Annotated in this window: 12 protein-coding genes; 6 read left to right on the forward strand and 6 right to left on the reverse strand. The window is 69.5% G+C overall.

Annotation, left to right across the window (positions count from 1 at the left end; genetic code table 11):
• Window positions 1-8 precede the first annotated feature (8 nt).
• Window positions 9-584 (reverse strand): MarR family transcriptional regulator, encoded by a 576-nt coding sequence (locus P0L94_08395; GenBank protein ID WES66082.1) that lies wholly within the window; start codon window positions 582-584, stop codon window positions 9-11.
• 2 nt (window positions 585-586) lie between these two features.
• Here P0L94_08395 and P0L94_08400 point away from each other — a divergent pair, with 2 nt between their 5' ends.
• Window positions 587-1,963 carry a GH1 family beta-glucosidase gene (locus P0L94_08400; GenBank protein WES66083.1) on the forward strand — a complete coding sequence of 459 codons (1,377 nt, stop codon included), beginning with the start codon at window positions 587-589 and terminating at the stop codon, window positions 1,961-1,963.
• Entirely contained in the window at window positions 1,960-2,493 is a 534-nt protein-coding gene (locus P0L94_08405; GenBank protein ID WES66084.1) for a hypothetical protein, read from the forward strand. The genes P0L94_08400 and P0L94_08405 overlap by 4 nt, the downstream gene beginning before the upstream one ends.
• Here P0L94_08405 and P0L94_08410 read toward each other — a convergent pair.
• From P0L94_08410 to P0L94_08425, 4 genes are read right to left on the reverse strand one after another with little or no spacing between them, the layout of a single operon-like run.
• The gene (locus P0L94_08410; GenBank protein WES66085.1) at window positions 2,462-3,175 is read right to left on the reverse strand and encodes a TetR/AcrR family transcriptional regulator C-terminal domain-containing protein; all 714 of its coding nucleotides are present in this window, start codon (window positions 3,173-3,175) and stop codon (window positions 2,462-2,464) included. The two genes, P0L94_08405 and P0L94_08410, sit on opposite strands and share 32 nt — an antisense overlap.
• Before the next feature lie 50 nt (window positions 3,176-3,225).
• On the reverse strand, window positions 3,226-4,032 hold the full coding sequence (locus P0L94_08415) for an amidohydrolase family protein (protein WES66086.1): 807 nt from the start codon (window positions 4,030-4,032) through the stop codon (window positions 3,226-3,228).
• Between the two features lie 13 nt (window positions 4,033-4,045).
• Entirely contained in the window at window positions 4,046-5,212 is a 1,167-nt protein-coding gene (locus P0L94_08420) for an alpha/beta fold hydrolase (protein WES66087.1), read from the reverse strand.
• A gap of 47 nt (window positions 5,213-5,259) precedes the next feature.
• Window positions 5,260-6,759: an FAD-dependent monooxygenase gene (locus P0L94_08425; protein ID WES66088.1), complete on the reverse strand. Its 1,500-nt coding sequence runs from the start codon at window positions 6,757-6,759 to the stop codon at window positions 5,260-5,262.
• A gap of 197 nt (window positions 6,760-6,956) precedes the next feature.
• On the opposite strand from P0L94_08425, the gene P0L94_08430 reads away from it, so the two are divergent.
• The 4 genes from P0L94_08430 to P0L94_08445 all read left to right on the forward strand — a co-directional run bounded on the left by P0L94_08430 (window position 6,957) and on the right by P0L94_08445 (window position 12,107).
• Complete coding sequence (locus P0L94_08430; protein ID WES66089.1) at window positions 6,957-8,204, forward strand: MFS transporter; 1,248 nt, start codon at window positions 6,957-6,959, stop codon at window positions 8,202-8,204.
• Window positions 8,205-8,282: 78 nt separating this feature from the next.
• On the forward strand, window positions 8,283-9,248 hold the full coding sequence (locus P0L94_08435) for a quinone oxidoreductase (GenBank protein ID WES66090.1): 966 nt from the start codon (window positions 8,283-8,285) through the stop codon (window positions 9,246-9,248).
• 191 nt (window positions 9,249-9,439) lie between these two features.
• Window positions 9,440-10,912 carry an MFS transporter gene (locus P0L94_08440; protein WES66091.1) on the forward strand — a complete coding sequence of 491 codons (1,473 nt, stop codon included), beginning with the start codon at window positions 9,440-9,442 and terminating at the stop codon, window positions 10,910-10,912.
• Window positions 10,913-11,003: 91 nt separating this feature from the next.
• Window positions 11,004-12,107 (forward strand): alpha/beta hydrolase, encoded by a 1,104-nt coding sequence (locus P0L94_08445; GenBank protein ID WES66092.1) that lies wholly within the window; start codon window positions 11,004-11,006, stop codon window positions 12,105-12,107.
• Window positions 12,108-12,188: 81 nt separating this feature from the next.
• On the opposite strand, the gene P0L94_08450 is transcribed toward P0L94_08445, so the two are convergent.
• Window positions 12,189-12,767 (reverse strand): hypothetical protein, encoded by a 579-nt coding sequence (locus P0L94_08450; GenBank protein WES66093.1) that lies wholly within the window; start codon window positions 12,765-12,767, stop codon window positions 12,189-12,191.
• Window positions 12,768-12,875: the final 108 nt, after the last annotated feature.

Here is a 12,875-nt window from a genome sequence, read left to right on the forward strand (position 1 = left end):
GACCCCGATCATCGGTCGGCGATCGCGTGCATGAGAGCCGTCGCGCGTGCCAGAAGCTCGCGGTCCGCTTCGGGCAGTTCGGAGAGCGCTTCGTCCATCCATGAGTCACGTCGCCGGATGGTGTCGCGAACGACCTCGGCGCCGAGTTCGGTCAGGCCGATCCGGACCTTCCTCCGGTCGACGGCGTCGGTCGTTCGCACGACGTATCCGGCGGCCTCGAGGGCATTGACCGCATAGTTCATGGATGGAGCCGTGACCCGCTCGCGGTCGGCCAGTTCACCGAGCGTGTGAGGACCATGACTGCTGATCGCCGAGAGCACAGCGAAGTGCGCGTCGCTCATGGTGTCGACCGCGCGCTCCGCGCGAAGGCGCCGTGAGAGCCGGAATGCAGCCATCCGAAGGTCGAATCCGAGTCCGGAGGCGGGGGCTGCTGATGTCGATCGCATCTCCATTTCCTTAGAGTATCTAATTAGAGCCTCTAACCATAGATGTATCGCTGCCGGCCCGCGGCTCTGCGCGTGCCAGGCTATGCTGAACCGGCAACCGGTTGCATGCAACGCCGCACACCACTGCCGGAAGGACACCCATGCACCTCCCCAACCGCCTCATCCTGGGTGCAGCCACCGCCGCCTACCAGATCGAGGGCGCCGTCGACGCGGATGGCCGCGGCAGGTCCATCTGGGACACATATGCGCACACACCCGGGCGCATCAAGGACGCCACGAACGCAGATGTCGCGCTCGATCACTACCACCGACTCGAGGACGACCTTGATCTCATCGCCGGCCTCGGCCTCGAGGCCTACCGGTTCTCCATCGCGTGGCCCCGCATCATCCCCGCTGGCACGGGGACGGTGAACCCGGCCGGAATCGACTTCTACGCCCGCTTGGTCGACGGTCTCCTCGCGCGCGGCATACGCCCCATGGCGACGCTGTACCACTGGGACCTCCCGCAGACCTTGGAAGACCGCGGCGGATGGCCCGAGCGCGCCACGGCCGACGCGTTCGCCGAGTACGCGGGCGTGGTCGGCGCGGCCCTGGGGGATCGCGTCGATACGTGGACCACGTTCAACGAGCCATGGGGATCGGCGTACCTGGGCTACGCCTCGGGTGCGCATGCGCCGGGCCGAGAAGACGCCGCAGCAGCGTTCCGCGCCGTCCACCACCTCAACCTCGCGCACGGCCTCGGCCTTCAGGCGCTTCGCGACGTCGTATCTCCTGACGCCGTCCTCTCCACCACCCTCAACCTGCACACCTTCCGGCCGTCGGGACCGACCGGCGAAGAGGCACAGGGACGGCTGGATGCGATCGCGAACGAGGCATTCCTCGCGCCGCTTCTCGACGGACGGCTGAGCGAGCGCCTCGTCGGACTGACGCAGCGCATCACCGACTGGGGCTTCGTCCGGGACGAGGACCTGAGCGTGATCAGCACCCCGATGGACGCGCTCGGGATCAACTACTACTACACGAACTCCGTGCGGATGCGTCCCGACGGCGCGGCCGTGTCACCGGGCGCCCAGTGGCCCGGTGCCGAAGGCATCGAGATCCTCTCGAAGGCTCCGCCGCTCACCGAGATGGGCTGGAACATCGACCCCGCGGGGCTCACGGAGCTCCTGCTGTCGCTGCACAAGCGGGCCCCGGGCCTGCCTCTGATGATCACCGAGAACGGAGCGGCGTTCCCTGACTCGGTGGATGGGAACGGTCGGGTTCGAGACGCGGACCGCATCGGCTATCTGCGCAGTCACCTCGAAGCGACGGTGACGGCGATCGAAGCCGGAGTGGACGTGCGCGCGTTCCTCGTCTGGACGCTCATCGACAACTTCGAGTGGAGTCTCGGCTTCGCGAAGCGCTTCGGGCTGTACCGTGTCGAGCCGCAGTCGCTGCGCCGGGTGGCGAAGGACAGCGCGTGCTGGTTCCGCGACGTGATCGCCAGCCGTGACACGACAGTGCCGGTGCCGGCATGAGCGGCCGCAGTCGGCGAGGGCGCGTCTCCCGGTTCTCGGGCCGCGCGTCGGCGGGTGAGCGAGCCGACTCGATCCGCGAAGCGATCTACGTCGCATTCACGCTCCTGGCGGTGCTTGTGGTGAACCTGTCGCACGGCGCCGAGCATCCCGCCGCCGTCGCGGGGACGCTCGCCCTGACCGGCGGCGCGCTTGCCGTGACGATGTTCGCTGCCGACGCCGTATCGCACATCGTCGCGCACGACAGAGCCATGACGTCTGCGGAGTGGCGCCACGCCGCGCGCGCCTCCTTCGGACCGCTTGTGCTGATCGTCGTTCCCGTCGCGGTCCTGCTGATCAGCGAAGCCGGCGTCTGGTCGGAGCAGACGGCGCTGACCCTGGCGATCCTGAGCGTGGCCGTGGGGCTGTGTTCCGTCGGCTGGCTGGCGGTCCGCGGGATCACGGCGACGACTCTCCGTCGTGCCGTGCTGGCCGTCGGCTTGGCGGCTGTCGCCGCGGCCGTCATCGGGATCCAGGTGCTGGCGCACGGCTGACCGGCGCCTCTTCCGCGACCCCCAGGTCCGCCCTCATGCCGCGCAGCAGATGGCTCAGACCGAAATCGAACTCCTCGGCGAGCGGCCGGGGCAGGTACGGCGCGATCCGGGTCAGGTGAGGGTACACGCCGGGCTCGATGGGGTACGACGGCGGCGGTGGATCGTCCCGCCCGGCCGACTGCATCGCGAAGCCGAGGGTGTAACGCGCCAGCGTCGCGACCGCGGTGGCGGCCTTCTCGGGCGGCATGCCCGTGCGCAGCAGAGCCCGCGTGATCCGTTCGCGGAGGGCGAGCGCGTGCGGGCCTGTCGGGATCCGCTCGATGAGGAGGATCGCGACGCTCCGGTGCTGTGCGATGGTCTCGAAGATCGCGGTGGCCGTTCGATGGCAGACGACGTCCCAGGGCTCTTCGTCATCCTGTTCGACGGGCGGCAGCTCGACGTCGGCGAGCATCCGGTCGATGACCAGGCCGATCAGCTCGGCCCGGCCGCTCACGTGCCGGTAGAGGGTCGCCGTGCCCGACGAGAGCCTCTCCGCGAGTGCGCGCAGGCTCAGCGCATCCGCGCCCTCCTCGTCGACGATCTGCAGCGCGGTGTCGACGATCCGCTCTCGCGGGATCCGCGGGCGACCGGGTCCGCGCTTCGCCGTGGCGCTCGGGGGATCGGCGGGCGAGGGAGTGGTCATGGTCCCACCCACGGTACCGGCTCAGCCCTTCGACCCCGGCGCGCACACGTCTACTCCCACCCGATCCAGTCCGAGATCCCCCGGCCCATCACGAGTTCGAGATCCTGGCCGCGCAGCCACGGCAGATGGTCGATGAACATCGTCACGAGCTCGCTCCACGAAGCCGACTGCCGCGTGATGTCTGTGCCCCAGAACGTCCGAGCGGGTCCGTAGGCATCGAAGGTGCGGCGCAGGATCTCATGCGTGCTCGGGAAGGGATACTCGTCGACGGCGGCGCCCACGATGCCCGTCGCCTTGACGGAGATGTTGGGGTGCGCAGACAGCGAGAGGAGCGCATCGAGGTGGGCGGCCGCCTCCGGCAGCTTCTCGAACGGGCCGATCGCCAGGTGGTCCAGCGCCAGACGCAGGCCCGGGAACCTCTGGGCGATGCCGCCGACCAGCGGGAGGTGATCGGGCATGACCATGAGCGCGACGGGGGTGTCGCGCCTCTGGGCGCGCCTCCACAGCCAGTCCAGCGAGCCCGACGCCAGGAGCCCCCCGGCCTGCGGCGCGTAGAGGACAAGTCGCAGCCCGCGCACACCGGGTCTGGCGAGCATCTCGTCGATCGCCGCCGGCGCGACGGTGCCGTCCACGGGGAACCACACCATCGTCGCGAAGCGGTCGGGGTGGGCGGCGGCCGCCCGTGCGCCGTACTCGTTCGCGCCCGGATCCCACAGCGCCGGGCAGTTCACCGCCCGGTCGACGCCGGCCTCGTCCATCTCGGCGAGGGCGCGCTCGATCGGGTACGGAGTCCGGTGGTGGTGGGGCGGTGCGGCGGGGACGGTCCACAGGTGGATCTGCGCGTCGGTGATCTGCATGTCGCGTCCTCTCTCAGCGTCCTGCGGCCTCGGCGCCGAGACGGTCTCGCACCCAGTCCGCGATGAGCGCATCGCGGTCCGTCTTGTGGTTGTAGATGCAGTGCACGCCGTCCGAGAAGACGACCATCTCCCTCTCCCCCGCCGGGGCCTTCGCGAAGACCGTCTTGGCCATGTCCTCGGAGACCATCGGGTCGGCGCCGCCGTGGATCACCAGCAGGTCGTAGTCCGCGTTCGCTCCGGGCACGAGCGGTGTCACCGTGGTCCAGACGTCGATCGCATCGTCGGGGTCCTCGACGCCGCAGTACGCCACCATCTTCGTGAAGAACGTCCCGATGCTCGGCGGGACCATCCACGGGGCGGGGATGCCGCCGTTGTCGACGCACGCCCGCACCCGGCTGTCGGAGGCAGCGACCGCCATGGCCACGCTCCCTCCCATGCTGTTGCCGATCAGCGCGATCGGCTGCCCCGGCGCGGCGGTCTCGAGATGGTCGATGGCCGCATCGAAGGCCTGTCGCCAGGTGGCGGTGAGGTAGTTCCCGTGCGTGAACCGGGTCTCGCCCTGGCCGGGCGCGTCGAGCAGCAGCGTCTCGACGCCGCGCTGGGCGAGAGCCTCGCCGACGCAGTCGAAGTCCATCGCATAGCCCTCGATGCCGCCGATCACGATCGCGGCCCCCACCACGGGCGCCGTCGCTCGCACGTGCCAGCCGATCACCGTGCCGTCGGGGGTCTCGAGCGCGACGCGCGAGCGGTCGCCGGCGACATCGGCCGCCTCGCGGTACAGCAGCGCCGCGCGCCCGTAGATGGCGCTGCGCTCGGTAGTGTCGGTCAGCATCATGACCTGACTCATGCGCAGAAGCGCCGACGCGCGCCGCAGGTACGAGACCCTCGTCAGCGCGCTCGCGCGATCCGGCTGCGCGTCCAGCGCCTGGAGGCATCCCTCGGCGAGCTGGGTCGCCGCGTCGAGCCAGGGCTGCCCGCCGAGCACGCGCTGATGGAGCTGGATCGCGTCGCTGCGATCCACTCCGTAGCCGATGAGGCGGTCCTCCGAGAACTGGCGCAGGGCGGCCTGCGCCTCCGGCGCGATGCTGTCGGCGCGCGGGTCGGGGACGGGCACGCGCTCCTGGAACGAGATCACCCGGATGTCGGCTGACGCGGGCGGGGCGGATGCAGGAGAGACCATGGAGTTCACACCTTCGTGTTCGACGGTTCGCGATCGTGGATTCGGAGTCAGGCGGACGGGAAGACGGGCAGTTGCGGCCACGCTCCGACGCCCCCGAACGCGTCCGTCGCGATCGCGGCGATGTACCCGTCGGGACGGACGAGGACGAGGGCGTCGCCGTCGATGCCGTAGATGCGCCGGAACTCGGCGTTGGCCGCCTCATCCAGGTTGATCGCCGCCACCCCGGCTCCGGCGGAGGGCCACGCGATGGCCGCGCTCGCCTCGACCGCGCGGGATCCGATCGCCACCAGCCCGAACCAGGGCCCGCGGAACTGATCGAAGAGCGTCGACCGCTCGCCCGAGGAGACGGTGATCGGCGCATCCGGGGCCCGGTCGCCCGCTTCGACCGACGCGGAGGAAGCCGGAGCTGCGGCGAGGGGACCCTCGCGATACGACAGGGACAGCTGGCGCTCCTCGTCACCGCGCCTGGTCGCGGCGAGGGGGCGGTCGGCCAGGTGCGCGTACAGACCGCTCGCCAGGCCGAGGACGCGCGCCGCAACCGGCTGACGTTCGGCCTCATAGGTGTCCAGCAGCGCATCGGGGGCTCCGGCGAGGACCTGCCCCAGCTTCCATCCCAGGTTGTAGGCGTCCTGGACGCCGGTGTTCAGGCCTTGGGCACCGGTGGGCGGGTGCACGTGCGCGGCATCGCCGGCGAGGAAGACGCGACCCGCGCGGTAGTGCTCGGCCAGCCGGATGTTCGGCCGCCACACCGACGACCAATGGATGTCGTGGACGCGCACCTTCGAGCCGACCACCTCGCGCACCAGGCTGTCGACGGCGGCGGTGTCCAGGTCGGCGGGGTCCTTGGGGCGGAGCTTCAGCATCAGCTGGAACGTGTCGCCGGGCAGCGGGCACAGCGCGACGAAGCGACCCTTGGCGCGCGGCCAGATGTGCCAGCGGTCGCGCGTGAGTCCCGACACGGACACGTCGGCCACGATCATGCGATCGCTCTCGTCGGTCGTCCCCTGGAACGCGATGCCGAGCGAGCGTCGCACCGCGCTGCCGCCGCCGTCCGCGCCGACCAGGTATCGCGCACGGACCGTCTCGGGGCCTGCGGGAGAGGCGATCGTGGCGGAGACACCGGAATCGTCCTGCTCGACCCCGGTCAGCGACGTCGAGTACTCGACCCTGCCGCCCAGCTCCTCGAGCCGCTCCCGCAGGCTGGTGTCGGTGGCGTACTGGGGCGCCAGCAGCGTGTTCGCGTGCGGCACGTCCGGCGTCGCCTCGTGCAGCGCGATCATCGTGCGCTTGAGGGTGATCGGGCCGAGGTGGATGCCCAGCGGGGGATACAGCGACGATCTCGACTCGAGCCGCTCGAGCACACCCAGGTCGTCGAACACCTCGGCCGACCGGGGCTGCACGCCTTTCGCCCGCGAGCCCTCGAATCCGTGTGCCGCAGCGTCGATCAAGCGGAAGGCCACCCCTCGCCGCTGCAGATCGCACGCGAGGGTCAGCCCCGTCGCGCCGGCGCCGACGATCAGAACGTCGACCTCATCGCTTGTCATCATCGACCACCTCGGGATTCCGTGTCGTCCGGTCGCTTCATCGCGACGAACGTTATAGAGACACTGTAGCCATATTCATGGTAGAAGTGGCTACGGAATAACCGAAATTCCAGCGACGAAGGAGTTGCGATGCCATCCCATGCCCCGCGGACCGGTCCCACGACGACAGCCACCACCGAGACCCGGGAGGAGGTATGAGCATGTCCGCTCCGCAGACATCACCCGAGACCTCGGAAACCACGGCCCCGGGCTCCCTGCTCGTCTCGATCTGGAGTGCGCAGTTCGGCATCTCCCTGGTCTACGGCGCGGTTCCCGGTGTCCTGCTGGCTCTGCAGATCGAGGATCTCGCCGGCGACGACAAGGTCGCGGTCCTCAGCATCTTCACGTTCCTCGGCGCCATCGCCGCGCTGCTCGCACAGCCGCTGGCCGGCATGCTCTCCGACCGCACGCGGACGCGCTGGGGCAGCCGCACGCCCTATGTGCTCGGCGGGACGATCCTCGTCGCGCCGGTGCTGGCGGCGATGGGCTTCATCGAGTCCCTCGTCATCCTCGGGATCCTCTACGTCACCTCCGAGTTCGTGCTCAGCGCCTCGCAGGGACCCCTGTCGGCCATCCTGCCCGATCGCGTCCCCGAGAACCGGCGCGGCCGGTTCAGCGCCGGCCTGGGGCTCGGGATCATGCTCGGCTCCGTCGGCGGGACGATCCTCGGCTCCGTGCTGGCCGACGACCTGATGATCGCCTATCTCGTCCTCAGTGTGCTCCCGCTCGCGTTCACCGCGACGCGTCTGTATCTGGCCAGAGACGCCGACAACCGCGAGGTCGAGCGGATGCCGCGCTCCGAGGCCGCGCGGTGGTGGCGCACGTTCTTCGTCAACCCGAAGGTCCACCCCGACTTCTGGTGGGCGGTGGGCAGCCGCACGCTCGTCTACACCGGGTTCTTCATCATCCAGGGCTACGGGCTCTACATCCTGAGCGACTACATCGGCGCCGGAGACGAAGCCGTCGACTACGTCGGCATCGCGGCGGCGATCGCCGCCGTGTGCATCAGCCTCACGGCCGTGCCGGCCGGACTGCTCTCCGATCGGCTCGGTCGACGGAAGAGCTTCGTCACCATCGCGAGCCTCGTGATGGCGGCAGGACTGCTCATCCCCCTCGCCGTCCCCACGATCACCGGATATCTCACGATGATGGTCGTCGTCGCCCTCGCCTTCGGCACGTTCGAAGCGGTGGACACGGCACTGGTGACCCAGGTCCTGCCGCGGTCCACGTCTTTCGCACAGGACCTCGGCGTGACGAACGTCGCGGCCATCGCGCCCCAGATCCTGGCACCCGCCATGGCGGGCGTGATCGTCATCATCACCGGCTCGTTCGCGCCGCTCTTCCCGGTGGCCGCGGTGATCGTGGTAGCCGGCGGATTCGTCGTGATGCGCGTGCGCGGCGTGCGCTGACGAGGCTCCAGCACCCATACCCGCTCGGTGGGGCGGCGGATCTCCGCCGCCCCACCGAGCCGCACCCGAGGAGGACACATGCACGCGATCGAAGTCCACGGATACGGCGGAACCGAGGTCCTGACGGCCGTCGAGCGCCCCGATCCCTCGCCCGGACCGGGCGAGATCACCGTCGACGTCGTCGCAGCCGGCGTCAACTACATGGACGTGTACCAGCGTCAGGGACTGAGCCCCTTCCGGCCGCCGCTTCCGTTCATCGCCGGCAACGAGGGCGCGGGCATCGTGCGGGAGGTGAGCGCCGACGTCGCCGGCTTCCTCCCCGGCGAACGCGTGGCGTGGACGGGCGCCCTGGGCGGCTACGCCACGACCGCCGTCGTTCCGGCGGCGCGAGCGCTGCCGGTGCCCGCCGACCTCGAGCTGGAGACCGCGGCCGCGGTCCTGCTGCAGGGCACGACGGCGCAGTATCTCTCGGCGAGCGCCTATGCGGTGAAGCCGGGCGACGTCGCCGTCGTCCACGCCGCCGCAGGAGGCGTCGGGCTGCTGCTCACGCAGATGATCACGAACCGCGGCGGCGTCGTGATCGCCACAACGTCGGCACCGGAGAAGTCCGACCTCGCCCGCGCCGCGGGGGCCGTCGCGACCGCGGGATACGACGACTTCTCCTCGGTGGTCCGCCGCGAGACACGCGACCGCGGCGCGGACGTCGTGTACGACAGCGTCGGGCGTGTCACCTTCGACCAGAGTCTGGCGAGCCTCGCCCCACGCGGAACGCTGGTGCTGTTCGGCACGTCGAGCGGTCCGGTGCCTCCGTTCGACCTCCAGCGACTGGCCGCGACATCCGCCTTCATCACCCGCCCGACCCTGGCGCACTACGCCGGCACACGGCAGGAGCTCGTCGAGCGCGGATCCGAGGTGCTCGCGTCGGCGGCGAACGGGTCGCTGACGGTCCGGATCGGCGGCCGCTACGACCTGGCGGACGCCGCACGCGCGCACGCCGATCTCGAGGCGCGGCGCACCAGCGGGAAGCTCCTGCTGGTGCCGTAGCGGCGATCTCCTCCGGCACGATAGCGATCTCGCAATCGGTTGCACTGTTCGCGAGCCACGTGGTTCGAGTGAATTTGGCAATCGCTTGCAAATTTCACTCGCGCGAGGTTTACTGGTTCTGCGCACCGATTGCGCGAACGAGGACAGCACGCACGACCGCTTGCATGTCGTACTGACGAAGGAGTTGGATGATGGCGAAGACCCGAGCCGCCAAGAGCACGGATCCCGATCGGCTGCCAGCCGGGAAGCTGCTGGCCTGGGCGGGTGCGGGGATGTCCGCGGCCGCCAACTTCATCGTGCTCGGCTACCTCTCGATCTACGCGACCGACACCCTCGGCATCAGCGCCGCGATGGTCGGCGTCATGATCCTGGTCGGCAGCATCGCCAGTGTCGTCGGCGGCCTGGTCGCCTCGTGGATCGTGGACCGCAGCCCCGAGACCAAGTGGGGCAAGGCCCGCCCGTATGAATTCGCCGTCATCGGCGTGTGGCTGGCCACGTGGATGCTGTTCTCGACGCCCGCAGGGCTCGGCGATGTCGGTCGCGTGGTCTGGGTGTTCGCGATGTTCCTCGCGATCAACGTCCTGTTCGACCCGCTGCTCCGCTCGAACGACACCCTCTACATGGCGCGCGCATTCCGCAACCGCCGCGTGTACGCCAAGGTCTACACCCGCGCAGGCATCTTCACCACGATCATGGGCATCATCATGACCGTCGGACTGCCGGTGGCCATCTCCTGGGCCGGCAAGGACCCGGGGCAGTGGTCGATCGTGATGGGCGCCGTCTCGATCCCCCTCGCCATCCTCGGCATGACCCGATTCCTCTTCGTCAAGGAGGAGTTCCAGACGGCCGACACCGGCGCGCCGCCGGTGAAGGTGCGCGACCTGTTCGCGACGCTCGCCGCCGGCAAGTGGATCTGGCTCATCGCCGGCCTGTTCTTCCTCAACAGCGCGATCAACGGCGCGAACATGATCTCGTACTACTTCCGCTACGTCGTCGGCGACCTCGCCCTCCAGGGAGTCGTCGCGGGCGCCGGTGTTCTGATCCTCCCGCTGATCCTGTTCTTCCCGAAGCTGATGAAGCGCTTCGGCATCTCGCAGATCATCATCGTGGGCTGCTCACTCGGCCTCGTCGGAACCGGCTTCTACTACTTCGCCAATGGCAGCATCCCGCTGCTCATGGTCGGCGGCATCCTCGGCGGACTCGCCTCACTCCCCCTCTCCTACCTCGGCGGCGTCATGATCCTGGACGTCTGCGCGTTCAACGAGTGGAAGGGCAAGCGTCGCCTCGAGAGCACGATGGGCGCTGTCACCGGTGTCATCGGCCGCATCGGAATCGGTGTCGCCGGCCTGGTCGTCGGCCTGATCCTCACCGCCTCGGGCTACGACGGCACCGTCGACGTGCAGACCGACACCGCCAACAGCGCCATCGTCGGCCTCTTCGCAGGCGTCCCGGCCTTCGTGTTCCTCGGCATCATCATCCTGATGTTCTTCTACCTGCACTTCGACCTGAAGATCCTGCCGCAGGTGAACGCCGACCTCGACGCACGCCGGGCCCAGGCCGACGCAGACGCACTCACCCGCGAGGAGGAGGACGCGTCCGTGCCGCTGACGGCGACGGCGGCGATTCCGGGGGAGCAGGCATCGCCCCCGCACGACATCTCCTGACCCGCAATGTGAAGGGGTGGTCGGCCGTCGCGACGGCCGACCACCCCTTCTCTCTCCCCTGCAAGGACCGCCGCCGCTCCGAAAGGAAACCATGAGCCCCTCCCCCACCGCGCACGCTCCGCAGCCCGCCCTCGAGGTCACCTCCGAGACACCCCGCAAGCGTCGCAGACGGTGGCCGTACATCGTCGGCGCGATCGTGCTGACCCCGGTTCTGGCGGGTGGTGTGTACTACGCCGCACAGCTCGGCACCGGCGGGGACTACGTCGACGGCGACGGCGATTTCACGCACGTGACGGCGGAGTCGTCGATCAGCCATGTCGTGGGGCATCCCGCGTTCGACGGCTTCACCGACACCATGAGGCTGTTCTCATCATCGTTCCTGGGGACGATCACCGCCCCCATGGCGATCGACAGCATCCGCTCCGATGCGCAGGCGTACGCGGACGGGGCGAACTTCGTCATCGACGAGGTCAACGCCGGCATCGAGGTCTATCGGCCGCTCTACGGCGAGGCGGCCATCGACGCCGATCCGTCGAAGGCCGCCGCCGGCCTCTTCTTCTTCCCCGGGGACCCGGGGGCGCCTGTCGCCGTGGTGATGCCCGGCGGCGCCTTCCTCAGCCTCGCGACCACCGTCGAGGGCTTCCCCTACGCCGAGAAGCTTCACGAACAGGGCTACAACGTCGTCGTCCTGCACTACCGTGTCGGCGTCCAGGACGGCGACGCCGAGGGCGATGTGGCGGTGCGCGCCGAACGCGCCCAGGAAGACCTGCTCGCGGCGATGACCGCGATCGCGGAGAACCCGGAATGGGGTCTGTCGCCGGAGGACCACTCGGTGTGGGGAAGCTCTGCGGGCGGGACCCTCGCCCTGCTGTGGGGCACCGACTCGGAGCTGGGCGCATCGGCCAACGGCTTCCCGCAGCCGTCAGCGATCGTGACGGCGTACCCCGCCGTCCTGGGCTGGCCCGGCGCGTCCGAGTCCTACCCGCCGCTGTTCGTCACCGCGGCCGAGGACGACGAGCTCCTCGCGATCTCGACGACGGACCAGCTCGTCGCCGATGTCGACAGCGCGGGGGTCCCGGTCGAGTACGACCGCGTCGCGACCGGCGGGCACGGCTACGGTGTGGCGAACGGTCTTGAAGCCGACGGCTGGGTCGAGCGCGCGATCTCGTTCTGGAAGGCTCAGTCCGCGCGGTGAGCGCACCCTGCTCCGGCGCACCGACGGCCCCCGAGGACGGATGTCCTCGGGGGCCGTTCGTCTGCGAGGCCTCGGCGAGGGTTACTCGGTGCCGTCCCAGTACACGCGGTACGTGAACGCCTGGACCAGCTGGTCGTCGTAGTCGTCGGCCTCGTCCTGGGTGATCACGCCCGACTCCACGAGGTTGTCGATGGCGGGGCTCCAGGCGTCGACGAGCGCCTGGAGGAGCGTCTCGGAGCCGACGCCGAGGTCGTCGGCGACGGCGGCGAGGTTCTGGCCCTCCTGCTCCATGCGGACGTGGAGCTCGTCGTGGCTGATGCCGAGGACCTCGTCGAGGATGTCCTCGATGGGCTGATGCCCGCGGTGCAGGCCCAGGCTGCCGTCGCCGTAGGCCTCCTCGATCAGCGCCTCGAGGTCGGCCACGGTCGACACGTCCGCGACCGACACGTTCATCCCGGGGCCTGCGCCGTTCCCGGGCATCGTGTCGGCGGTGGTCTCGGTCGTCTCGTCCGTCGTGCCGTCGGTCGTCGACGTGTCGGTCTGCGACGTCGTGGTACCGCTGCTTGTGTCTTCGGCAGCAGTGGTGGCCGCGGCCGCGCAGCCGGTCAGGGTGAGTCCCGCGGCGATGGCGAGGGCGGTGAGGGTGTAGCGCTTCTTCATGGTTCGTTCCCTTGTCTGTGGGGGCCGGAGCGAGCCGTCCAGCGTTGATGTCCCTCATGCTTCGGATGATTCCTATGCGTCTGCTATGCCGCAATCCAAGGGTGGCTG

Origin of the sequence: Microbacter sp. GSS18, from assembly GCA_029319145.1 — a bacterium.
Lineage (GTDB): Bacteria > Actinomycetota > Actinomycetes > Actinomycetales > Microbacteriaceae > Microbacterium.

Bases quoted from the DNA above. Each gene is read 5' to 3' on its own strand.
- P0L94_08400 (WES66083.1), top strand. From the start codon at position 587: ATGCACCTCCCCAACCGCCTCATCCTGGGTGCAGCCACCGCCGCCTAC.
- P0L94_08405 (WES66084.1), top strand. From the start codon at position 1,960: ATGAGCGGCCGCAGTCGGCGAGGGCGCGTCTCCCGGTTCTCGGGCCGC.
- P0L94_08410 (WES66085.1), bottom strand. From the start codon at position 3,175: ATGACCACTCCCTCGCCCGCCGATCCCCCGAGCGCCACGGCGAAGCGC.
- P0L94_08415 (WES66086.1), bottom strand. From the start codon at position 4,032: ATGCAGATCACCGACGCGCAGATCCACCTGTGGACCGTCCCCGCCGCA.
- P0L94_08420 (WES66087.1), bottom strand. From the start codon at position 5,212: ATGGTCTCTCCTGCATCCGCCCCGCCCGCGTCAGCCGACATCCGGGTG.
- P0L94_08425 (WES66088.1), bottom strand. From the start codon at position 6,759: ATGATGACAAGCGATGAGGTCGACGTTCTGATCGTCGGCGCCGGCGCG.
- P0L94_08430 (WES66089.1), top strand. From the start codon at position 6,957: ATGTCCGCTCCGCAGACATCACCCGAGACCTCGGAAACCACGGCCCCG.
- P0L94_08435 (WES66090.1), top strand. From the start codon at position 8,283: ATGCACGCGATCGAAGTCCACGGATACGGCGGAACCGAGGTCCTGACG.
- P0L94_08440 (WES66091.1), top strand. From the start codon at position 9,440: ATGGCGAAGACCCGAGCCGCCAAGAGCACGGATCCCGATCGGCTGCCA.
- P0L94_08445 (WES66092.1), top strand. From the start codon at position 11,004: ATGAGCCCCTCCCCCACCGCGCACGCTCCGCAGCCCGCCCTCGAGGTC.
- P0L94_08450 (WES66093.1), bottom strand. From the start codon at position 12,767: ATGAAGAAGCGCTACACCCTCACCGCCCTCGCCATCGCCGCGGGACTC.